At 50.0% G+C, this 23,867-nt stretch carries 21 protein-coding genes; 7 read left to right on the top strand and 14 right to left on the bottom strand.

Going from position 1 to position 23,867, the window contains the following annotated elements:
- Positions 1-200: 200 nt before the first annotated feature.
- A complete protein-coding gene (gene dnaA, locus BUB94_RS09880; RefSeq protein ID WP_073236598.1) occupies positions 201-1,529 on the top strand; it encodes a chromosomal replication initiator protein DnaA in 1,329 nt (442 codons plus the stop codon).
- 170 nt (positions 1,530-1,699) lie between these two features.
- Here dnaA and BUB94_RS09875 read toward each other — a convergent pair whose 3' ends face one another.
- The 6 genes from BUB94_RS09875 to BUB94_RS09850 form a co-directional block, all read right to left on the bottom strand.
- A complete protein-coding gene (locus tag BUB94_RS09875) occupies positions 1,700-3,424 on the bottom strand; it encodes a toxin-antitoxin system YwqK family antitoxin (protein WP_073236594.1) in 1,725 nt (574 codons plus the stop codon).
- 99 nt (positions 3,425-3,523) lie between these two features.
- A complete protein-coding gene (locus BUB94_RS09870; RefSeq protein ID WP_073236591.1) occupies positions 3,524-4,564 on the bottom strand; it encodes a DHH family phosphoesterase in 1,041 nt (346 codons plus the stop codon).
- 11 nt (positions 4,565-4,575) lie between these two features.
- The gene (locus tag BUB94_RS09865; RefSeq protein WP_073236587.1) at positions 4,576-5,175 is read right to left on the bottom strand and encodes an ABC-type transport auxiliary lipoprotein family protein; all 600 of its coding nucleotides are present in this window, start codon (positions 5,173-5,175) and stop codon (positions 4,576-4,578) included.
- Positions 5,176-5,229: 54 nt separating this feature from the next.
- Entirely contained in the window at positions 5,230-6,177 is a 948-nt protein-coding gene (locus BUB94_RS09860) for an MlaD family protein (protein ID WP_073160437.1), read from the bottom strand.
- Positions 6,178-6,190: 13 nt separating this feature from the next.
- On the bottom strand, positions 6,191-6,973 hold the full coding sequence (locus tag BUB94_RS09855; protein WP_073160435.1) for an ABC transporter ATP-binding protein: 783 nt from the start codon (positions 6,971-6,973) through the stop codon (positions 6,191-6,193).
- 9 nt (positions 6,974-6,982) lie between these two features.
- The gene (locus BUB94_RS09850; RefSeq protein WP_254793715.1) at positions 6,983-8,032 is read right to left on the bottom strand and encodes an ABC transporter permease; all 1,050 of its coding nucleotides are present in this window, start codon (positions 8,030-8,032) and stop codon (positions 6,983-6,985) included.
- Between the two features lie 76 nt (positions 8,033-8,108).
- Between BUB94_RS09850 and BUB94_RS09845 the strand changes: the two genes are divergently transcribed.
- The 3 genes from BUB94_RS09845 (at position 8,109) to BUB94_RS09835 (ending at position 10,852) form a co-directional block, all read left to right on the top strand.
- Complete coding sequence (locus BUB94_RS09845) at positions 8,109-9,173, top strand: BamA/TamA family outer membrane protein (RefSeq protein ID WP_073236696.1); 1,065 nt, start codon at positions 8,109-8,111, stop codon at positions 9,171-9,173.
- A gap of 30 nt (positions 9,174-9,203) precedes the next feature.
- A complete protein-coding gene (locus BUB94_RS09840; protein ID WP_073160431.1) occupies positions 9,204-9,611 on the top strand; it encodes an acyl-CoA thioesterase in 408 nt (135 codons plus the stop codon).
- A 95-nt stretch (positions 9,612-9,706) separates the two neighbouring features.
- Complete coding sequence (locus BUB94_RS09835; protein WP_139260192.1) at positions 9,707-10,852, top strand: histidine phosphatase family protein; 1,146 nt, start codon at positions 9,707-9,709, stop codon at positions 10,850-10,852.
- 163 nt (positions 10,853-11,015) lie between these two features.
- Here the strand turns inward: BUB94_RS09835 and BUB94_RS09830 are convergent, their stop codons facing one another.
- The 7 genes from BUB94_RS09830 to BUB94_RS09800 form a co-directional block, all read right to left on the bottom strand.
- Positions 11,016-11,999, bottom strand: coding sequence for a diaminopimelate dehydrogenase (locus BUB94_RS09830; RefSeq protein WP_073236579.1), 984 nt, complete (start codon positions 11,997-11,999; stop codon positions 11,016-11,018).
- 257 nt (positions 12,000-12,256) lie between these two features.
- On the bottom strand, positions 12,257-12,526 hold the full coding sequence (locus BUB94_RS09825) for a CopG family antitoxin (RefSeq protein WP_101478955.1): 270 nt from the start codon (positions 12,524-12,526) through the stop codon (positions 12,257-12,259).
- 7 nt (positions 12,527-12,533) lie between these two features.
- Entirely contained in the window at positions 12,534-12,761 is a 228-nt protein-coding gene (locus BUB94_RS09820) for a DUF4258 domain-containing protein (protein WP_139260191.1), read from the bottom strand.
- A 173-nt stretch (positions 12,762-12,934) separates the two neighbouring features.
- Positions 12,935-13,558, bottom strand: a complete 624-nt coding sequence (locus tag BUB94_RS09815; protein ID WP_139260190.1) for a hypothetical protein — start codon at positions 13,556-13,558, stop codon at positions 12,935-12,937.
- Between the two features lie 57 nt (positions 13,559-13,615).
- Positions 13,616-14,044, bottom strand: a complete 429-nt coding sequence (locus BUB94_RS09810; RefSeq protein WP_073236692.1) for a dUTP diphosphatase — start codon at positions 14,042-14,044, stop codon at positions 13,616-13,618.
- Positions 14,045-14,320: 276 nt separating this feature from the next.
- Entirely contained in the window at positions 14,321-15,136 is an 816-nt protein-coding gene (locus BUB94_RS09805; RefSeq protein WP_073236572.1) for an RNA methyltransferase, read from the bottom strand.
- Between the two features lie 87 nt (positions 15,137-15,223).
- Entirely contained in the window at positions 15,224-16,072 is an 849-nt protein-coding gene (locus BUB94_RS09800; protein ID WP_249269339.1) for a nucleotidyltransferase family protein, read from the bottom strand.
- Positions 16,073-16,144: 72 nt separating this feature from the next.
- Between BUB94_RS09800 and BUB94_RS09795 the strand changes: the two genes are divergently transcribed.
- The 3 genes from BUB94_RS09795 to BUB94_RS09785 all read left to right on the top strand — a co-directional run bounded on the left by BUB94_RS09795 (position 16,145) and on the right by BUB94_RS09785 (position 22,013).
- Positions 16,145-17,662, top strand: coding sequence for a GGDEF domain-containing protein (locus BUB94_RS09795; protein WP_073236569.1), 1,518 nt, complete (start codon positions 16,145-16,147; stop codon positions 17,660-17,662).
- A 41-nt stretch (positions 17,663-17,703) separates the two neighbouring features.
- Positions 17,704-19,563, top strand: a complete 1,860-nt coding sequence (recQ, locus tag BUB94_RS09790; protein WP_073160415.1) for a DNA helicase RecQ — start codon at positions 17,704-17,706, stop codon at positions 19,561-19,563.
- A 65-nt stretch (positions 19,564-19,628) separates the two neighbouring features.
- Positions 19,629-22,013, top strand: a complete 2,385-nt coding sequence (locus BUB94_RS09785) for a DUF748 domain-containing protein (protein ID WP_073236565.1) — start codon at positions 19,629-19,631, stop codon at positions 22,011-22,013.
- A gap of 123 nt (positions 22,014-22,136) precedes the next feature.
- Here BUB94_RS09785 and BUB94_RS09780 read toward each other — a convergent pair whose 3' ends face one another.
- Complete coding sequence (locus BUB94_RS09780) at positions 22,137-23,738, bottom strand: ABC-F family ATP-binding cassette domain-containing protein (protein ID WP_073160517.1); 1,602 nt, start codon at positions 23,736-23,738, stop codon at positions 22,137-22,139.
- Between the last annotated feature and the right edge of the window lie 129 nt (positions 23,739-23,867).

Raw genomic sequence — 23,867 nt, 5'->3', positions numbered from 1 at the left:
GCGCCCCAAAAAGCCGGCTCCCCCACCGGCCCGATAGCCTAACTTATTGAATATCAAACAGTTATAGCCCAATTTTTTATAAAAATTTTCCCATTTTTTAGCAAACTTATCAACAGTCCATCCAATTTTTACTACATTTATAAGCCAATTGTTGATAGATTTGTATTAAGCGTTGCTGCTTATCGAGGAAGAGGAAGATCATGACAGTCGAATGGGAAAGATGTTTGAGCTATCTCCATGGGATGCTTTCGGACACAGTCTTCAAGACATATTTTGCTCAGACCAAGTTGGTCAACCAGACCATCGGTCACGCTGTCATTTCGGTTCCCCACGGTCTTGATGTTGCAGTCTATGCCGCCTACAAGGCACTGATCGGCGTCGCCTGGAAGGAAGTCAGCCACGACGAAACTCCCATGGAATTTGAATTCCAGAATCAGGAAGCGGCTCCCCAGCCTACCGTAACCGCCGTCCGTGACGAAAGCAACAGCATTTTCAAGTCTAGCATCCCCCTATCTAGCAGTTTCCGTTTTGAAAACTTCGTGCCTGGCGACAAGGCCCAGCTGGCATTCAACGCCGCCCTGTCTGTAGCCCGCAACCCCGACGGCACCCAGTACAATCCGCTTTTCATTTACGGCCCCTCCGGCCTGGGCAAGACCCATCTGCTCCAGTCTATCGGTAACTACATCCTGGAAGAAGACCCCACAAAGCGAGTCCGCTACCTGACTTCCGAAGACTTCTCCCAGCAGTACATGAAGTGCCTCCGCGACCAGCGCATCACCGAAATGAGCGACTTCTACCGCAACGAAGTGGATATCCTCCTGATCGACGATATCCAGAACTGGTCCGGCAAATACGAACTTCAGAACGAATTTTTCTCCATTTTCAATGCCCTGCATCAGGGCGGCAAGCAGATTGTTCTTTCTTCTGACGCTCCCGCAACCGAAGTCAAGAACCTGTCCGACCGTCTGGTCAGCCGTTTCGCCTGGGGCCTTACCGTGGACATCCAGCCCCCTGACGTCGACACTCGCGAAGCCATTCTCCACAAGAAGGCCGAAGAACGCCACCTGGAAATCAGCGACGAAGTTCTGCATTACCTGGCAGAACATATCGCCAGCAACGTCCGTGCATTGGAAAGTGCCATTATCAAGCTGACTTTGCAGTCTAGCCTCATGAGCCACGACATCGATATGAATATCGCTCAGAAGGTGGCTACCGAATTCGCACCTAACCCCCGCCGTCGCGTCAGCCTGGACGCCGTTCTCCGTGCCGTTTCTAACCAGTACGAAGTTCCCGAATCCAAGCTTATCGAATCCGGCCGCGGAACCAAGGAAATTTCCAAGGCTCGTCAGGTCGCCATGTTCCTGATGCGCGAATGCTCCCCCATCAGCCTCCAGAGCATCGGTTCCCGCTTCGGCGGCAAGGACCACTCTACCGTGGTTCATGCCATCAAGAGCATCAAGAAGGAAATGGAAACAGATCCCAGCTTTGCAAGAATGATCGAGAATCTGAAAAATTCCATTCACGACTAGGTCTTTTCAAGACTTGTAAAACGCGAGGAAAAAATCCTCGCATTTTTTTGCAGACGAATTTTGCAGACGAATTTTGCAGACGAAAAAAGCGAGGCTGAACCTCGCTTTTTAAACTTTTAGCAGGCATGGCACCGGCGCGCAGGCACGTCGTCGTCCAAGACAGAGAGAGATTACTTCTTGGATTTCTTGCCCTTGGCGGCCTTGGGTGCAGCCTTAGATTCCTTAGCGGCCTTGCCCTTCTTGCCCTTGACATTCTTGGCAGCCTTCGGATCTTCAGCAGCAGGAGCAGCAGCTTCGGCGGCGGCATTCACACCGGCAGCCTTTGCAGAATCAGCCTCGGCCTTGGCCTTTTCTTCGGCGGCCTTCTTGGCGGCAGCTTCAGAAATCTTTGCCAGACTATCGGCCACAACAGCGGCACGTTCTGCCTTGATTACATTGGAATCGGCGATGGCAGCATCCTGCTTGCGGATAGCCACGGCTTCTTCGGCAATGGCCAGAGCATCGTGAGCCTTCTTGGCTTCCTTCTTGGCCTTTTCAACCTGTTCCAGAGCGCGGATAGCGATCTGACGCGGGTCGCGGCTCAGAGAATCCTGGATCGGGTCGGGGCAGTCCATATCAACCTTGCCCTTCTTGCCATTCCAGCATTCCATGGTGCCCTTGGGCATACCCATGTTGTAGGCGCCCCACTGCTTTTTCTTGAGACGTTCTGTATAGCACACAGAGGAACCGGGAAGCCATTCATAGCAGGTATCCTTCACAGACCAGAAAGTAATCATGCCGTTGGGCAAACCATCCTTGAAGACACCGCCGAAGTCACCAAAGTCCACAAAGCCATCCAGGTTGTTGGCATTGTAGGTAATGGCCAGGTTCTTCTTCTTGAAGGGGTTGAACACGGTTGTACGGCCGTGGAGACCGCCACGCTTGGTGGAGACTTCAGCCATGACAAAGCCCTTGTCGCTGAGCATACGGACAGTACCGTCAACATAGCCCTGCTTGTAGGGGACTTCAAGGTGCTTGAAGTAGTAAGGCTTTTCGGCCTTGTCCATGACGCTGGACTTATAGAAGACAGCCGTACCTTCCTTCATACCATTTTTATAGTTAGCGGTCCATGCCACCTGTCCCCATTCATCACCTTGCTTAGAAGGATAGTTGGGATCGTTCATGTAACCGATTTCTTCACCCTGCAGAATGCCCTTGTCGTCTACGTGGCGAACATTTTCCTTATAGCCGTTGTAGGCAAAGCCGGTCAGTTCGTTTCCATCGAGGCAGCGGGCATCACTAAAGTCGTTAAAGCGAGCGATAGTTTCGGGAAGCAACTTCTTGGGCAGGCCCTTCATGTGGAAGATGCCGGAGTTGTTCCAGTCGGCGCTATTAGGGAGATCGGGGCGACCATGCACGTTCAGGAAGCAGGTAATTTCGCGGGCACGTTCCTTGCGCTGGTTGAAGTATTCGCCAAAGGGAGTCATATCCCAGCCTTCATCAAAGACCAGAGGCACGGCACCGGCCAGAGGATGACCATCGACGAATTCAGACAGGGCAAAAGCGGTCTGACGCACGTTATCCATGCACTGTTCAAGAGCCTTGCCCTTGAGGCAGGATCCGTCGTCGCACTTCATGACGTGCGGCTTGGGAAGGTCGTAGACCTTGAGAATCTGTTTGGGATCATCGTTACCGCGCCAGCCAAAGCCGCCATTTTCGCGAACTTTGAAGCAACCACAGATGCCGGAATCGTCTGTAGCCTTCAAACGGGCCTTTTCAGCGGGAACAAGGGCGCTACCCTTTTCCATCCAGCAGTCAAAATATTCAATATGGGTGGCATCGGGAGCAGCGAAGGCCTGAGAAAGACCAAAAACAGCACCGAAAACTAACAAGGAACGATAAAATCCGAATTTCATGCCCCGAATTTAGATTTATATAGCGAATTTGTACTGTAAAATTTGTTTACAAGGGGGTAAAACAGCTAATTTTTTGCAAGCGAAGGGGATTCTCTGCCTTTAGGACAGGGCCTTGGCAAGCATCGGCACAACATCAAGCTTGCGACTCAGGCGACGTTCGCAATAAACAATGCCTTCCCGCTTAGATTTTCCGAAGGCACGTTCTGCAATGGCCTTGGCAAACCGGGCAGACGAACTATCTACACCGCCATAAAGCATGTAGGTCTTTTCTTCAAAACCCACACGGCAGAAAACCATATTGCATCCCGAAGCCTTGGCTACGTTAGGCATTACCGCCAACAGCCGATCCGCAAATTCATCGATGGTTGAAACGTCACGCCAATCCAGGCTACCCAGGCGGAACTTGGCGGTTCCCATCACGTAATCCTTGACATCGGAATTAAAGATGTCCTCGTCGGTCATGGAACTAAAGTCGTGGGCAGCCTCCACCATTCCGTCAAAAATTTCAGACGCCTTCTGGCGGGCACAAACCTTATCCAGATTCCAGTCGCGGGCCAGCATTTCCAGCAGGTCTTCGTAGATGGCACGGTCTACATCAGTCACGGTCACCTTCTTCAGGTTTAACGTATCCGACAGAAGTCCCGCAAAAAGAATCTTCGCCACCTCAGACGTAATTTCGACATCAAGTTCCCTGTAGCTTGTATACACGATACTGCAGGTAGAACCCACAGGCATATACTTGGCATAAAGCAGTTTGGATTCCGAAATGTTTCCGATACCGTGATGATCCAGCACCTGGAGGATTCTTGCATCGCGGGCCCCGTCTACGGCCTGGACGTAATCGCTGTGATCCACGAGAATTAGACGAGCGGGTCCGCAGTTTCTATCCGCTAACGAACAAGACGAAACGCTAGGCAAATTTTCGGGCAGTTCAATTCCCAGAACCTTAGCCACAAACAAAGTTTCGTTGTTCGGCTTTCCGGCCATCTTGGCCTCGGCCTTATATCCCAGAGACTGCATCAGCTTGGCATAAGCCAAGGCTGACATCACAGAGTCACCATCGGGAGACTTGTGTCCAATGACAACCGCTCCCTCGCCCCAGTCCAGCGCCTTTAAGGCATCGCGGTACAGGTTCCCCATTTTGCGCCCGCTTATTCGCCCATGTTCTGGGAAACGTTCTTCAAGAAGTCTTCCATGAACTGGCCATAAAGTTTAGAAATGGACTGGGCCACATGCTGGGGCTCGGAACCGTCCATGGTCAGTCGTTCGTTGTATTCCTTTTCAAAGAGCGGAGCGCCTTCGGTCTTGCGGAAGGTCAAGGTCATATCCAAATGGGCGTAACGGCTGGAGCCTTCATCCACTTCTTCGATAGCATCGATGTTGCCCAGAATTTCGTAGTCGGGCTTGGCGGTTTTTGAACCCTTGGCAAAGAGGCCGCTCTGGTCGATGTACTTTACAGCAGTCTTGTTCAGCATCTGGTCGGGGCGAGAGGCCCACAGGTCCAAATCATAGAACATGAAGGTGTAGGCGGATTCGCGGTATACGATGTTGCTGCGCTGGTATGCCGGGTCAATGGTAAACTTGCGGACCTGAACGGTCTTGGAAGCATTGCCAGCACCTACAGTGCCAATGTTTTCTACATCCACCATGTAATAGCGGGTCGGTTCGCTGGAACCACCGCCAATGCAAGCGGTCATCATGCCGGCCACGAGGCTTACCAATACGGCGGTCAGGACTTTAACAAACTTCATTTTCAAACCTTCCTTTTACAGTCTGCAGGCCTTACCCACAGTCATCATAAAAATTTATTGTCTACGGCTCTTGTTTTCGGAACGGATAAGGGCAGAGGGATTATTCTTGATCTTCTGGCTAAATTCATCCAGATTTTCAAGCACGGTGTTCAGTTCCGTCAGCACGTCGCCCACCTGATCCTGGTTGTTGTAGACCATCGCATCCAGACGCTGGGCCAGCTTGTTGATGGACTCCATGGCCTGGGCAAGATTGTCGTTCATGCTCTTGGTATCGATGGCATCAAGCTTTTCCTTGAGCAGATCCAAGTTCTCGCCAGCCTTGGCCGCGATCTTTGCTTCTTCGACGCTGGCCATGACAGACTTCATGGACTCGGCGGCAGCCTGCATGGATTCAGCAGTCTTGGTCACGCTTTCGATGGGCTTTGCCATTTCGCGAGTGGTGCGGTTCAAGTTCGCAGACATGTTGGCCATGTTCTTCAGAGTGATGCGGATGTTCTCGGCATTCTCTGCAGTAAAGACGCTGCTAAAGTTGGAGAGCAAGGTGTCGACCTTTTCAACCATGCCGCCAGCCTGGTCCGCAAACTTATCGAAAGAAGAAGCTTCAGCAGGAACAAAACCGCCTTCCTGCAAATTAGGTTCGCTAAAGTGACCACCCGAAAGAACGATGTGCTTTTCGCCAGTGAGGGAAAGACCGTTGGTCATGCCGGCACGGGTTCCCGGCTTAATGGGAGTTCCATGCTTCACCTTGAAGCTCACCACCACCTGATCCAGGCTAGAGGAATCAATCTGGATTCCGGTGACGTTACCCACGTCGATACCGTTCAGTTTGACCTTGGCTTCGTTATAAAGACCGATGACCGATCCCTTGAACACGGTGTAGTAGTTGTCGTATTCGGCGCTAATGAAGCGATTCAGCACATAACCCAAAAAGGCGATAATCAGCGCCAGGCATATGAACATGAATACGCCAAGTTTGATTCTTTCAGAACGAGTGGTTTCCATCTAATGCTCCGACTCAGTCAATAAAATTAAAGTGGTAAGTGTCATCGGATTTCGGTTCCTTTGAACTCTTACGGCTAAAGAATGTCTTAAGAATTGGATCTTCGGAATCCAGGCCCTGCTGCAAGGTGCCGTCAAAATGGACGTAGCCTTCCTTCAAATACACAAAACGGTCACATACGATCTTGATGCTTTCCAGTTCGTGGCTCACGATTACCATGGATACGCCCAAGGTGTCCCGCAGTTCCAGCAGAAGTTCATCGAGAGAGTGTGCGGTTACCGGATCGAGACCCGTAGACGGTTCATCGCAGAACAGAAGTTCCGGCTTAAGAGCAATGGCGCGGGCCAGGGCAGCACGCTTCTTCATACCGCCAGAAAGTTCCGAGGGATACCTATGGAAGGCATGCAGCAAATGAACCTTTTCCAGACGGTCGGCAACGATGGCTTCCATCTGGCTCTTGGGCATATAGGGCATGCTGCGTTTCAGGGGAAGCATGGCGTTTTCGGCTACAGTCAAGTCCGAAAGCAGAGCGCCACTCTGGAACAGCACGCCGGTACGCATACGGGTTTCGGCATCCAGCCCATCCTGGGCCCCGAAGGTCTTACCGAAATAGGTAATGGTTCCGCTCTGGGCCTTGTACAGCTTAAGGATGTTATTTAACAAGGTAGACTTACCGCATCCCGAACTACCGAGAATCATACGGATTTCGCCCTTGCGCACACCGAAGGTAATGTCGTGGAGGATAGTACGTCCACCGTACCCCGCCTTCAGATGATCCACTTTGAGAATTTCGTCCATAACTGCTCCCTAGTAGAAAATGAAGGCAAAAAGTGTATCTGCAATAACAATGCTGGCAATGGAAGTCACCACGCTAGAGGTTGTCGCTAGGCCGACGGCTTCGGCGCCGCCCTTGGCATTCAAACCTTTATTACAGGAAATAAGAGTAACAAGCCAACCAAAAGCAAGAGCCTTAATGGAGCTCTTCGCAAACACCATGGGGTCGATCCCTTCACGGATACCCTGGAGGTAGTTGGTAAAGGTAATGTCGCAGCAGAAATAGCCAATCAGGAAGCCGGCGAAACATCCGAAAATGGAAGCGCAGAAATTCAAGATAGGAGTGCAAACGCTCATGGCCAAAAATCTCGGAACCACCAGATACTGCACCGGTGAAATAGCCATGGTCTTGATAGCCTTCACTTCTTCGCAAACAGACATGTTGGCAATTTCAGCCGCAATCGAGGAACCAGAACGGCCTGCAAGAATGATGGTGGTCAACAGCGGACCAATTTCAGCAAAAATCAGGAATCCAAGACCCGAGGCCAAATAAGAACCGGCACCGATGGTATTGAGCATCACGGAACTCTGCAAGGCCATGGTCAAGCAGACCAGCGCCACCATCAAGAAGCAGATTCCGGTAGCCTCGCTACCCAGGCGGAACATCTGCTTGGCCACGCCGCCAAAACGAAGCTTGCCCTTGTCGAAAGGTCCCAGGAAGGTCCAGTAAATGCACATGTTCAACAAGATGAACACCTGCACCACTTCCTTGATGAAGTCAAAACCCACTCCACCCAAGGCCTCGAAAATATTCGTAGTTTCGCGACGGTCTTTTTGGGGAATGGTAAACTTACGCAGGTCAGACAGATGCTGCTTAATGTCATCGCTAAAATGGAGCAGCTCCAGACGGTTTCCAGTCTTGGCAGAAACCTCGGCCAGCAGGGCAAAAAAAGCATCACCGCTATAGTCCATGAAGGTCATTTCAGAACCATCAAGACGAAGAGCTCCCTGTCGGAGCGCCCTTCTACACGAGCGCAGCAATTCCTTGCTGTTTGCCGCCGTCAAATTTTGCGGTAATTTCATTTCTGTCTGCATCAACGGAGGTCAAATGTAGAAAAAAATTTTCAACATCTTGGCATACATTCTATATTTGGGCACAATGAAATTTGTCACAAAGATTTTCGCCATATTCTGTATATTCTCCCTGGCCCACGCCCAGGATGTGCAAGACGACTTCCAGCGATTTTCATTGGTACCGGTACTGGGCTACACCGAAGAAACGAAACTACAGTATGGTGCCATGTTCCTTCTGTTTCTAAGACCCAATGAAGGGGGCGACAAGGTTCACGAAATCGGACTTACGATGTTCCGCACCACCCGCGACCAGATCCAGGTCAACATCGAGCCCATCTTCTACCTGTTCCACGACAAAATCAGCGTCTGGACCATCTTACGTTATCAGGACTGGTTCGCCAGCTATTTCGGCGCAGGGAACAACCCCGACATTGACATATTCACCAACTACGACCGAGAACTATTTTATCTAGAATCCACCTGGGAATCTTCCATCGGCATGCCCAGGGGAATCAAGTACGGCGTTGTATTCCATTTTGAAGACTCTCAAATTGACTTCAACGAAAACCAAGGCGGTCTAGAATTACCAGACACCCATTCTGGATGGCGCAACGGCATAGGCTACACCATCAGCTACGACTCCCGATACAACATCAACTGGACAAAGCACGGATTCCTGGCCCAATGGAAGCAGCAATTCTACAGCGACAAGCTGGGAGACTACACCTTTGATGTTGAATCCATTGATTTGCGCGGTTACACCAAGTTACTCTGGGGAGCCACCTTCGCCCAGGGATTACTCTGGCAGCGCACCAACGGAGACGTTCCCTTCGACATGCTGGCCGGCCCCGACGGGGTCAAGCGATTCCGCGGAGTAGAAAGCCGTTACTTCAACGGCAACCAGGCCATTATTTTCCAGTCCGAAATTCGCAAGTACTTCGCCTACCGCGTGGGAGCCCACCTATTTTTTGAAAGCGGTAAGGCAGGCGATTACTTCAGCGACCTTTGGCGGAACAAATGGCACAAGTCCCTGGGCGCAGGCGCACTGCTGGGGCTGAACCTAAGCGAAGGATTATTCGCCCGAGCCGACTTTTCATGGGTAGACTTCGACCACCTGGGAATTTCTTTTAACGTACGCCAGGCCTTTTAAACGCAGGCAATCTGACAGGTAAAAAAGATTATGGAACTTTGCAGTCACAAACACACTAGCCACATAGAAGTCCGCTATTCCGAAACCGATCAGATGGGCATCGTACACCACGCCGTTTACCCAATCTGGTTTGAACAGGCCCGACTGGAATTTTTCAAGTCCCTAGGTTCCAGCTATGTTGAAATTGAAGCACAAGGGTACGCCTGCCCGGTTTTGGAACTGACAGTCAGGTACCGCAATTCCACCCACTTCGGCGAGACCGTGGATATCGACACCACCCTGGAACGCAAGGGCAAATACCACTTCAAGTTCACCTACAAGCTGAGCGTAGAGGGCAAGCTGTGCGCCACAGGAACTTCGGAACATTGCTTCCTGAAAAACGGCAAACCCACCCCCGATTTGCCGGAACAGGTGAAACTTTTATTCCCGAACGGCTAAACGCCCCCATTTTATCTATAAATTTTCAGGAAAACTAAAACTTTTTCCAAGAACTCATACTAATTTTATGAACGGTGTTAGCAAAGGGTTCTTGAATGAAAAAAAATGCTTGTTATATAGCATCGGTTTTTGCCGTATGCCTTTTACTCGCCGCCTGCGACGACGAACTTTCGTATTACAATCCGAATATCGTCTCAGACGATTCCTTCACCGAGGATTCCCTAGAAGTCAACCAGACAGACTCGTCACAAAAGCCTTTTTTCAAAGACTTCCTGCAAAGTTTACCTTCCAGTGCGCAGGTATCCAGTTCTTCCCAATATAGCGAGCCTTATCAGCCCGAACAAGAACCATCCTCTTCCAGCTATTTCCTATTCGACGAACCTGCCCCAGAAAGTTCCTCTAGTTCATACCAGTTTAACGAACCTATCGAGGTAATCCCATCTAGTTCAAGCAAACAGATGAGCACGGAATGCGAAAACATCCGCGCCACAAGGGACCAATTCCACCAGTTGACCGATGTGGTAAACTGCGTCATGGAAAACGAGAAGGTGGCCTACGTCATAAGGCATGCCGAGCGCAATAAGAGCAGCACGGGTACGGAGGGACGTCTAAACGATAACGGCCGTGAACAATCCGTTACACTGGGCAAAAGACTGGCACCCCTTGGCCCCATTTACTTTATGCATACCAAGGTCTACCGGACCATGGAAACCGTGCTGAAAATCGCAGAAGGAAAAGGCCAGGAATTTTCAGAAAGTTCCATCCCCTTTACCGCCACCTCCGCAGACGATCACGAACAGAGAACCGACCTGCTGGACAGCTATTTCATCAAGGATGAATCCCAGGCTAACGCCTGCAAGAATCAGCATAGCTGGAGCTGGTCCGCCTATTCCTACTTCGCTTACGAGGAGGACGTCTCAAGAGAATGTCAGGCCGGATTCTACGACGTAGACGACCGCATCCAGGAATTCATCAAGGACAACTTCACCTACAGCAAGATGCATGACATCACCATCGCCATTTCCCATGACCAGTTCCTGATTCCGTTCATCATTTCGGTTAGCGAACGAAATACCATCGACCTGCGATTCCACAAACACGAAAATGAAGAAAGCCGTTACGACTACTGGATCAACTACCTTACCGGCGTTGCCATTATCGTAGACGAAAACGACCAGGCAATCACCATCCCGGTTACCGCCATGGAAGACCCCTACCTAAGAGTCTTCCCGGAAAAATAAAAGCGAACACCATATGCAAATGCATAAGCAAAAAGACCCGGGCTAAAACCCAGGTCTTTTTCGCAAAATCAGATGCCGACCTCCGTCAGCATGACCTATTGGGGGCGCTAGACCCGCGCGGTCATTAAAGGAGGTGCCGAGCGTAAAAAATGCGTTTTTCGAACTACAGCAAGTGAGCGCGGAGTTCTTCGCCGCTCTGTTCGCTCAAGTATGCAGGAGGAACATCGAGAACAGTGAAGCAACCGGTCTTGCCTTCAGCCTTCATGCGGAGAGCTGCGCGAGCAAATGCGATAACAGCTGCAGTGGTGAATTCCGGATTGGAGTCCAGTTTCAGGCTGTATTCGATCACGTGGGTGTGTTCGTTGTTCATGCCGGTCTTGCCAGTACGGATCACGAAACCACCGTGAGCAAGACCGCTGTGGTTTGCATTGAATTCTTCTTCGCTGATGAAGTTTACGGTAGTGTCGTATTCATCGAAGTAGTTCTTCATGGTCTTGATTTCGTTTTCGACGTAGGCTGCATCTGCGCCTTCTTCAAGAACCACGTAGCAGAGGCGGGTGTGCTTCTGACGAGTGGTCAGTTCAGGCATGGAACCGCTGCGGACAGCATCCAGAGCTTCGGGAACCGGGCAGGTGTACTGCTTGGCGTTCTTCACGCCCTTGATGCGGCGGACAGCGTCGGAGTGACCCTGAGAAACGCCCTTGCCCCAGAAGGTGTAGTCCTTGCCATCCGGGAGGATTGCGTTTGCATAGACGCGGTTCAGGGAGAACATACCCGGATCCCAACCGACGGAGATCATAGCGATCTTGCCAGCAGCCTTAGCAGCGGCGTCAACGTTGGCGAAGTGAGTGGGGATGTTTGCATGGGTGTCGAAAGTATCGATCACGTTGAACTTTGCAGCCATTTCCGGAGTCATCTTGGGAAGATCGGTAGCGCTACCGCCGCAGATCACCAGCATGTCGATCTTGTCGGCCCACTTTTCGATTTCAGAAACGTTGAGAACGGGAATGTTCGGGGTCTGAATCTTGACAGTAGCCGGATCACGACGGGTGAACACTGCAACCAGTTCCATGTCCTTGGTCTTCTTGACTGCGCATTCAATGCCGCGGCCCAAGTTACCATAACCGAGAATAGCGATTTTTGCCATAATAAGTCCTTATAGAGAGGCTTTTTTATCGTTTATTTTAATTTTTGCGCTTGAAAAATAACAAAGAGTGAAAAACAAAACCACAAGTTTTTTGTCAATTTTTGGATAGAAAACACCATTTTTGACCACTTTCTTTACATTTTACGTAAAAATAGACATTTTTACACTTTTTGTTTTACGTTTTTCGTAAAGCAGTATTTTAGTCATTTTTGGGGTTATTTCCAGTTTTCACCGAGATCCCGCCACACCTGCAGTCATCAAGCGGGTTCGATATCCAAATTACCTTCCGCGTAGCGTTTCAGGACACTTGCCGCCAGGGTCTGATATGGGATCCCTACCCTATTGGCCTTCACCTTCAATTTTTCAATGACGACCGTTTCCACCCGCATGGAAATCATGCGTTTCTTGATTTCGGCACAAGCTTCTGCAACAGAACCGCAGTCCAGTTTCGTTCCCGCATTATCCCCAAAAGTTTCGTATTCCTTCTCAAAATCCAAAGCACTTTTTTTCGATTTACTTTTCTTCATAAAACCTCTACTTCAACGGGAATACCGTTACAAGAATATCCTCTACTGCATTATAAACTAGGCGATACATCTTTCCGTCAATCAAGGCATCCGCCAAAAGATTCGATTCATCTTTGTCACTCAATTTCAATCCTAGCAGGCCTTCATTCGTCACAAAGAAATGAATCATCTGTTCTTCGGTTATGCCTCGTTCATGCATTCGTTGTTTTGCATGTTCACTGAATTTTATATTCATGTATAATATACCTTTACGTATTGCTTTTGTCAATACACCTATATTTTGTTTAGGACCTCCTTTATACACGAATTTTTCAGGAACTTTGCACCAAAATTTTCGTTAAACATTTGTAAAAAGAAAAAAGCCTGCAAATGATTTTGCAGACCTATCACATCGTTTTACGAAAAATTTTAATTCAAAACTTTATAGTGCGTCATGAGGTAAATTCGATTCATTGCACCCGTAAAGTCACGCCCATACTTTACTTCAAGTGAAAAATCACCATAAGCTAAATAAGTTCCTGCGCCAACCTCAGCAAAATAACCTGTTGCAGGAGAACCCAACCCACCCCCATTTAAATCTACAGCATAGCCATTCCTTGAGAGGTGTTCGCTGAAACCAACTCTAAACTTATCTGTCACATGGATTTCTTCAACCAGCATCATGCCCCCAGAAATCGGAGTTTCAATCTCTTCCGGAAGATTAAAATCAAACCAGCCTAGCAATCCAAAATTTTTCCAACGATAGCCAACAAAACTCTGAATCGTCACGTTTTCTGAAGAGAGTCCGAATACAAAATTTTTCGCAGTAAAATAAAGGGATAAATCTAGGAAACCCCTTCCTTCATCAGCTCTATAATCATCCTCGTTTACATAATGTCCACTATAAACGTCTCCAACTTGAAACGTCCCTCCAACGACAACATTGCCACCATCCTTTACGTTCATAAACTGAGCTGCAGATGGCGCATGACTCGCACACCCCCAAAAAGATAACGCCACTACAAACGTCATAAGAATCAGTAGTGTTTTCATTATTTCCTCAACCAAGTTTGCCCCGTACCAAAGCAAATTCACGACAACGCAGCGAATTTATTTCACGCCAGTGCTGCCGAAGCCCCCGCGGTCCTTGTCCGCCAGCACGCCTTCTTCGAATTCCAGCTTAGGCTGAATTTCCATGATGCGGAACTGGGCAATGCGGGAACCTTTTTCGATGGTCGTATCTTCGGTGGCGTAGACCGGCATTTTCCACCAGTCGCCCTTGCCGCAGTAGCTGGAATCCACTACGCCTACGGAATTGGTCTGCAGAATCTTGAAGTTCTTGAAGGTGGAGCTGCGGGGGGCCAGATGGGCTTCATACCCCTCGGGCAATTTCATGGCCACCCCCAAATGAATCAGGCGAAACTCCCCCTTCTTCAGGGTAACGGTTTCCGCGGCGCTCAAGTCGATCCAGTCGGACTTACCGCCCACATATTCCAGACGAGGAATGGAATCATCAAGATATTGAATGGTGATTTTCATTGCCATAAGATGCCTTTTTGCGTTATGGGGTTACTATTTCCAAGTCAACAACCCATTTAGTAACCCATTTATTACTTTATTTTCAAAAAGATCGTGCTTTTTTCAAATTCTTTTTCTTGACAAGGTTACTAAACGTATTATTTACAGCAATTTAGTAACCTCTAGAACAGATTTTTAGCCCCCAAAACAACACTTTGTTCAAAATTAAGGTTACTAAAAGGGCTCAAAACCTCCGTTTAGTAACCTATTTTTCAAATTTCTTAATGTTCGGCGTTATTACCCGGTCTTTCCTTCTTCGGCAGCAGCCTTAGTTTCTTCAGCTTCGGCGGCGGCCTTTGCGGCAGCGGCTTTTGCAGCGCGGTCTTCGGCCTGTTCCAGGCGAGCGGGCTTACCGGCTACATTACGGAGCAAACCGAACAGGGCCGAAAGTTCGTTGCGGGTGGGGTGCAGTCTCTGGAGCAGAGTGTTCAGGAAGTTATCTCTCCAGGCCTGATCATGATACTGACCGGTGAGATAGCGGTCCAGGAACTTCTTGAATCCGTTAATCTGGTCGATGGTTGCGGGCTGAGTTTCGCAGGCTCCCTTGGAACCACGCTTGGCACGGCCTTCACCGTTTGCCAAGGCACCAGAACGGCACAGTTCATACAAAGAAATAGAAACAGCCTGACCCAAGTTCAAGCTCATCAAGCCCGGTACGGGAATTTCGCACTGGTAGGTGCAAGCGTTCACTTCTTCAAGAGCCAGGCCGCAGGATTCACGACCGAACACCAGAGCGATGGTTCCATCATCAGGAAGCATGCCCGACAGATCGGGAACCATGCAATGCTTAATAGCACTACCGAAAATGCGACGGCTGAAAGCGACTGCACAGGAGCAATCCCCAATAGCTTCGCGGAAGGTATGAACGATGGTTGCCTTGTCCAGAATGTCATGGCTGTTGGCTGCCGTGTGGTAGGAATTTTCAATCACCTTGTTACGCTTGGGGTAAACGATGTACAGTTCATCCAGGGCGTAGCAATGCATGGCGCGGGCTACGAAGCCAACGTTGTGAGGATGTTCCGGTTCAACAAGCACTACTCTAAACTTTCTCATTTCAATCCTTCATCATTCAAATTCTTCTATGGATTCTTCGCTACGCTCAGAATGACGCGCAGCCAATTCAACCATTCCAACACAAATCTAAATCTTCCAGCTAAATCCCTTACCGCGGATTTCATTTTCTACAGTTTCGCCCTCACCCACTGTGGCTCCTGCAAACACGATAGAATCGCGGGTCACAGCAACGCGTTCGTCAGTCCAGCTATCCACTCCAAGTTCATCAAGGCGGGCACGGCAAGCGGCCATCAGACCTTCAGGAGAACCCATGTCAATCCAGGTAGCATTCATCTGACTCATGTCCACAAAAGGTGGACGTCCTGCAGCAATTTCCTGCTTCCAGAATTCACGGATGTCAAATTCACCGTCAGCAATTCGGGCCAAAGCCTCGTCGCTGTAATAGGATACTCCGGAGAACGTTGCGGCGGCACCCTCTTCGGAACCAAAACGGCCAGCGATTCCTACCAGACGTCCATCCTTATTCACACGGAAGGTATTCACCTTGGGGAAATCCACAGCCAGCAGGGCCACACCAGGGGCAGAGCCGTCCTGAGCGGAGGCAAAAGTGCGCTTGGCATTTTCCACAAAGGCCTTCAGGTCAAAACTGCAGTAGGCATCGCCGTTCATGATCAGCAAGCCCCCACGGTATCCTTCGTTATAGATTCGCTTTAAGGGGCCTGCAGTTCCAAGAATCTCGGGCTCCACCCACACTTTTTCAAAGCCAAGGCGTTTACCCTCGGCAACCACCTGTTCGGCCAGATAGTGCGCATTGGCGTGAAGTCTTACGTTTCCAATACCGTTAGCTTTAACCGCCTGCTGCTCCAATATAGAAGCATCAACTACCGGAACCAAGGGTTTCGGCACATCGCTGGTCAACGGGCGCAAACGGGTTCCAAGACCCGCGGCAAGGATCAAAACGTTCAATTTTTTCATCAACATCAAAGATAGAAAACGTGGATATTTATCTTTTTACTAAAATTAAATGGTCTTACATTTTGAGCAATTATGATTAAGTATATCATTGATTATTTGATAAGAGCCAGCCTCACCAACTCGGATCTCTATACTATCCGAGACAAGGAAACCAATCATAACCATAGAGCGCTGCTGGTATATTCAGCCATATCGACTTTCTTTTTTTCGTTCACCTGCATAGCCGCCTTTGCAACCCGACTCCCCGCCATGTTGGAAAAGGCCCCCATCTACGCAGGGTTCGCCATGTTCTCCATTGTAAGTCTCGCCATAGCATTTGCTGTCGGAAAGAAAAATCACACCGTTGTCGGAATCTTGTGTCACATCTTCTACCCCATGCTCCTTTGCTTCGGCCTGTTTTCATCGCTTGTGATATCCTGCGACGAACCCTCCACCTCCCTATTGGCCATGTACGTGGTTTCGCCGCTGCTGTTTGTCATGCGACCAATCCACATCGTAATTATCACTATTATCGCCGATTTCATCTTCCTCTATTATTGCGGTTCCGTCAAGCCGGCCGAAATTGTTGGAACAGAAATCGTCAACTGCATCGTCTATAGCGGCATCGGCATGATTGTCGGCATATTCAACGTCCGCGACAAATGCCAACGAATGCTTTTTGAAAATCGCGTATCCCAGTTCAGCACCAAGGATCAGCTTACCCACAACCTCAGATCCATTTCGGACATTTACGTTTCCATGCACCAGATCAACCTGGACTCGGACACGTTCTTCTCAATTAGAACAAACAACTTTATTGATTCTAGCGTAGACAGTTTCAACGAAAATTTCAGCAGACAAATAACGCTGGCCATGACGGCAACCACAGCTCCCGAATACCTGGACCGCATTCTGGATTTCGTAAACACCAAAACACTACCCGACAGGCTCAGAGGCAAGCGCACCATCACCCAGGAATTCATGGGCAAGAATTTTGGTTGGTGCCGAGCCCGCTTTATCGCCATTGGTCCCGTAAACACCGAAGTTAAGCCAAGCCAGGTTATTTACGCCGTCGAAAATATCAGCGAACAGAAAAAGATCGAAACAACGTTGATTGCCAAAGCCGAAACCGACGCCATGACCGGACTGCTGAACCGCCAGGCCGGTATTGACAAGATAAAGACAGCCATCAACGAAAACCGAATCGGTATGTTGGCCCTGTTCGATGTAGATAAATTCAAGCACATCAACGACAACTACGGTCACCAAATGGGCGACGAAGTTATTATCGCTGTCGCCAACGCCATGAAGGAAACTTTCCGCGAAGAAGACATTCTATTGCGTCTCGGCGGAGATGAATACATTTTCTTCGTGAGCGGAGTTTCTAACGAGGAACAGGGAATCCAGATTATCAGCAGATTCTTTGAATCTATCAGCAGGATTACTTTCGAAAAGGTGAACAACCTAAATATTTCTGTCAGCCTGGGCGCAACATTCCTAAACGGCGAAGAAGGAATCGACTTCGAGGAATACTACCGTAGAATCGATAACTGCACTTACCGCAGCAAGAAGATCGAAGGCAAGGCCTTCACCTTCTGGCGTGACGAATAAGACTCTTGCACATTTGTACACCAAATATTATATTTACCTGCATGAGTGATCAGCAGGCAAGTCTTCTTTTTAATACAGCACAGCAGAAGCTTAAGGAATATTTCGGTTACGACAGCTTTAGACCCAAGCAGGTCGAAGTCATCAGACAGGTTCTTGAACGCAAGGACACCTTGGCCCTAATGCCAACCGGTGGAGGCAAGTCAATCTGCTACCAGATTCCGGCCCTGGTTTTCGATGGTTGCGCCGTGGTGGTTTCGCCTCTGATCGCCCTCATGAAGGATCAAGTGGACAGTCTCCGCGAAAACGGCATCCCCGCAGCGGCACTGAACAGCGGCCTTTCAACTGAAGAAGCTTCCGAGATCCGCAGCGCCTTTTGCCGCGGTGAACTTAAACTGCTGTACATCTCCCCCGAACGTCTGGTTTTTGAAGTAGAGAACCTGCTCCCCCGCGGTCGCGTTTCGCTGTTCGCAATCGACGAAGCCCATTGCATTTCTCAGTGGGGCCACGATTTCCGCCCCGAATACACCCAGCTTTTTAAGCTCCGCGAAAACTTCCCCGGCATTCCCATTCTCGCCCTGACGGCCACGGCCGACGCCATTACCCGAGAAGATATTTTACAGCAGCTTCGCATTCCCGAAGAAAATCTGATCCTGGATAGTTTTGACAGAAAGAACTTGTCCCTAGACGTTCGTCTTAACTATAAAAAATTGAGTAAGCTGGACGAAATCGCAGACTTTATAAAAGAAAGAAAGGGTGAAAGCGGAATTGTATACTGCCTTTCCCGCAAGTCTACCGAAACTGTTGCCGACGAACTCCGCAAAAGGCACATCATGGCAGACGCCTACCACGCCGGCATGACCGCCGATGAACGGGCAAGAATTCAAGAGGACTTCATCTACGACCGCACCAAGGTCATCTGCGCCACCATCGCCTTCGGCATGGGCATCGACAAATCCAACATCCGATTCGTCATCCATTACAACACGCCCAAAAACATGGAGGGATTCTATCAGGAAATCGGACGCGCCGGCCGCGACGGCCTCCCGGCCGACACCCTGCTGTTCTATTCCGACAGCGACATCGTTCAGCTGGCCAAGTTCGCCCAGGATTGCAGCGACCCACAGCAACGGCACCTGCAACTAGAAAAGTTGGAGCGAATCCAGCATTACGCCACCAGCCTGGTTTGCCGCCGGCGAATCCTACTAGGCTATTTCGGCGAAGTCATGGAACAGGACTGCGGCAACTGCGATATTTGCAACCACCCACCACGCCGTTTTAACGGAACCATCCTGGCTCAAAAAGCCCTCAGTGCCATCTTCCGCACCCGCGAACAAGAGAACGCCAACATGATTATCGACATCCTGCGGGGGTCCCATCGGGCAGAAATCATCGAAAAGGGGTACGACAAAATCAAGACCTTTGGCGTAGGAGCAGCCACCCCCGCCGACAAATGGCAATCCTACATCCAGCAGATGATTCATCTAGGTTGCCTTACCATGAGCTACACCGACAAGAAGACCTTGCGCATTACCGAATTCGGGAAGCAGGTGCTCTTCGGCGAAAAAGAAATTCAATTGGCCCTGATTACAGAAGACAAGCGAAAAAAAATCGCAAACCAGAGAAGCTCGCAACCGCAAAAAGTTTCTGTACGCCTCAGCGCCAAGGACAATCTGGAAGGAAGCGACGCCGTACTTTTCGAGGCCCTGCGAATCCATCGTCGCAATCTTGCCGACGCCGCCAACGTACCGCCCTACGTCATCTTCAGCGACAAGGTTTTGCTGGGTATGGTTCAGGAACGCCCGGCCAGCCTCACCGACATGGCCAACATCCCCGGAATCGGCGCCATGAAGTTGCAAAAATACGGTCAGGAATTTCTGCAGATAATCAACGGCGAAGACTAGCATTATAAAGCGTGTACACGATAATTAACGTGCAATTTCCGGACACTTTTTTTATTATTTGAAATATGAAGAAACGTTACATTGCCCTCATTGTCCTGGCGGTATTGATCGTTCTCGTGATCGCCGCCCTCAAAATCGCCCCCGGTATCGCAAAAGACTATGTAGTCGAGCATTCCGAAGAACTCATCGGCCGCAAAATGAAGATTGCCGACGTGGACTTCAACCCGTTCACCTTCACAGTTACCGTAGACGATTTCGCCATTTTCGAACAGGACGGCGCAACACCTTTCGTGGGATTTGAAAAGTTCCGCGTCAACGTGAATCCCACTCGCCTGCTGTCCAAAGAAATCAACGTCAGCGAAATCTATTTGAAAGGCCTTTACACCCAGGTAGTACAAGACGGCGACCGCTTCAACTTCAGCGACATCCTGGATAAGTTCGCCGCAAGTGAGCAGGACAGCGTCGCCACAGATTCCGCCGCCACCCCATCGGCAACCGCTGATGCAACTGCAGGCTCCGCCAAAACCGAAAACGTAGCTGCAGCAGACTCCGCCGCAGGCGATTCTATCAAGGCCATAAACATTGACCCCGTCGAAATGACCGGAGGATTTGATGTCGCCATCCAGAACATCGTCCTGGAAAAGGGCAACATCATCTATCAGGATCGCAAGGTCGGTTCAAAAATTCACCTCCAGGATTTCTCTGTAGATATTCCCGCCGTCTACTTCAACAACAAGGACACCGACATTGGCGTAAACCTGAAGTTTGCAGATGGCGGCGATCTGACCGTGAAAGTTCTCTTCAACATGAAAACTCAGGACTTCAATGTTGCAGTCGCCCTGAAGCAGTTTGAACTGGCCTGCGGCAAGCCCTACCTGAAGGACTTCATCAACTATAAGGACTTTAGCGGCTCCCTGGACGTCAACCTGAATGTTGCAGGCAATGTGAATGACGTTCTTTCTAGCAATGTTGCAGGTACCGTAGGCCTTAACAATATCGTCCTTACCGAAACATCCGAAAAGACCATCGGCGTGAACAGCGTACAGGTCGGCATCAAGAAGGCTAACCTGAACGAAATGGACTTTGTCGTGGATTCCGTAGTGGTCGATGGCGCATTCGCCCATCTGGACCTGCTGAAGGGCGGCAAGACCAACATCGACATACTTCTAAATCCCAAGGGTGCAGCCGAGGACACCAGCGCAGTTGACAGCGCCCTGACCGCAGCCGTCGTTACCGAAGCACCTGTAGACTCTTCCAAGTCTGATTCCGCTGTCGCAGCCGCCCCCGAAACAGCCAAGGCCGCCCCAGCAAAGCCTCTGAAATTCGTACTGAACAAGTTGCAACTCAAGAACACGTCCGTCTCCGCAAACGATCTTACCATCAAGACGCCCTTCAACTATAAGGTTAGCGGCATCAGCGTTTCCGGTTCCAACATCAACTTTGACACCCCCTGCACCGTTAACGTAAACGCCAACTTCCCCGAAGGTGGCACCGTTTCTGTAAAGTACAAGGGAGCCCTCTCCGACCTGAGCACTATGGATGCCTATGTCAGCATCAAGAATCTGGCCCTGAAGCACTTCAGCCCCTACAGCCTCCACTACACCGGCTACCCCATCATTTCTGGCACCATGGCTTTCGCCAGCGACAACAAGATCAACAAGTTCAACCTGGATAGCAAAAACACAATCGACATCTACAACATCGACGTTGGCGACAAGGTAGAAGGCAGCGACCCGGAATTCACCGTCCCCATGAAGGTGGGTCTGTACATTCTCAAGGACAAGGACGACAAGATTCAGTTTGACGTTCCCGTGCAGGGCAACATGCAGGATCCCGAATTCTCTTACCTCAAGATTGTCTGGAAGACCGTGATGAACCTGCTGATCAAGGTGGCCCTTTCACCCCTGAAGATTGTGGGTAACGTCGCCGCATCCGGTGCAAGCGCCATCGGTTTCGACCTGGGCAAGAACGACGAAATCGTTATCGACCCGCTGAACAACCACATGGAAAGCGAACAGTACGCCAAGGCAATCAAGATGGTTTCTGCCCTGGCCAAGGATCCCAAGTTGAAGATGAACTTTGTGCAGTCCTTCAATATGAAGAAGACGGTGGAAGCCTACAAGACCCGCAAACTTAAAACCGAGTTCTACAAGTCTACTCAGGGCAAGACCGCCCTGAACGAGCTGGACGAAAAGGCTATCATCGCCATCGACGACAAGGACGAAGCCTACACCGCCTACGTTGCCGCCAACGCCGCCAATCTGGACCGCAAAGCTCTCGAAAAGGAACTGCTGGACATGGCTGCCAAGCGCAACACAGAACTGCTGAAGACCCTTCAGCAGCAGTCCGGCGTTACCAAGAAGAACGTCACGGTCACAACCGCTCCCCGTTCCCAGCTGGTTAACCACAAGGGCAAGGCAAACTTCAAGGTACAGATCGACGTACAGTAATTGGAAGTCGCGCTGCACCTACAGCGAAAAACGTTTCCTATAGCGAAAAAATCCTCGGTTTAAAACCGAGGATTTTTCTTTAAAGTTTGCGGGACCGACCTGCAGTCCCCACAAAATCAGGACTTACTTCTTCTTGTTGCCCTTAGACTTCGATTCATACCATTCATCGAAGGTGATGGAACGGTCAACAACGCCATTGGGAGTCAGTTCCAGCACGCGGTTTGCCACAGTCTGCACGAATTCGTGGTCCTGAGAGCAGAAGATCACCGGGCCCTGGAAAGCGGTCAGGCCGTTGTTGAGAGCGGTAATGGCTTCCAAGTCCAAGTGAGCGGTAGGTTCGTCCAGCAGCAAGCAGTTTGCGTTGGAGAGCATCATCTTGGAAAGCATGCAGCGAACCTTTTCACCACCGGAAAGAACGTTACAGCACTTCAGGGCTTCTTCGCCGGTGAAGAGCATACGGCCCAGGAATCCGCGGATAAAGGATTCGTCCTGTTCCTTACTGTACTGGCGCAGCCAATCCACCAGAGAAAGTTCGCTGGCAAAGTAAGCGTCGTTGTTCTTGGGGAAGTAGTTGTAGCTAATGGTGCTACCCCACTTGAGCACGCCGTCGGCAGCCTTGGTTTCTTCGGCAATGAGCTGGAAGAAGGCGGTCTTCAGGGTGTCATATTCGCCAACCAGGGCAACCTTGTCGCCGTTGTTCAGCTTGAAGTTCACACCGTTGCAAACGATGCCATCACCGCCGTCGATAGAAGCGTTATTCACTTCCAGCACGATCTTGCCCGGTTCGCGGTCCATCTTGAAGTTGACCCAGGGGAACTTACGGCTAGAAGCCGGCATTTCTTCGACGGTCATCTTATCCAACAGCTTCTTACGGGAAGTAGCCTGCTTGGCCTTTGCGGCGTTGGAAGCGAAGCGGCGGATAAAGGCCTTCAATTCTTCAATCTTTTCTTCGGCGCGGCGGTTCTGGTCCTTACGCTGCTTCTGGGCCAGCTGGCTAGCTGCATACCAGAATTCGTAGTTACCACCGTAGATGTTAATCTTGCCGTAGTCAATATCGCAAGTATGAGTGCAAACCGCATTCAGGAAGTGACGGTCATGGCTCACCACGATCACGATATTTTCGAAACGTTCCAGGTAATCTTCCAACCAGGCGACGGTATCCAGATCCAAGTGGTTGGTCGGTTCGTCAAGCAGAAGAATGTCGGGGTTGCCAAAAAGAGCCTGTGCCAGGAGCACGCGGATCTTCTGACCGCCATCCAGATCTGCCATAAGGCTGTAGTGGAATTCTTCGGGAATGCCCAGACCCTTCAGGAGCACTGCAGCATTGGAGTCAGCTTCGTAACCGCCGATTTCACCGAAACGGGTTTCAATTTCCATGGCCTGCATGCCCTGTTCTTCGGTCATTTCCGGAAGAGCATACAGTTCGTCACGCTTCTTGCCCAGTTCATAAAGTTCCGGGAAACCCATCATCACTGTTTCAAGAACAGTGTTCTGTTCGTAGGCGAAGTGATCCTGCTTAAGGACGGCGATTCGTTCGCCCGGGTCCTTGGTCACGTCACCGGTATTGGGTTCCAGTTCACCGGAAAGGATCTTGAGGAAGGTGGACTTGCCGGCGCCATTTGCACCGATCACACCATAGCAGTTGCCGCGCTTGAAGGAAAGATTCACTTCCTTGAAGAGAACGCGGCTACCATATTGAAGACTTACATTAGAAACATTCAGCATGGCGCCAAATTTAGAATTTTTTTCAAAAAACAAAAGGGACGCCGGCCTCAAAACCGACGTCCTTTTTGCGGAAAGCGGAAAGCATAAAGCGTAGAGGCGAAGCCCCTTTAACCTTTAAACTTTAACCTT

This window comes from Fibrobacter sp. UWH9, from assembly GCF_900129715.1.
Classification (GTDB): domain Bacteria; phylum Fibrobacterota; class Fibrobacteria; order Fibrobacterales; family Fibrobacteraceae; genus Fibrobacter.
The sequence above is the reverse complement of the archived record's forward strand: the minus strand, read 5'-3'. Positions and strand labels throughout refer to the sequence as shown.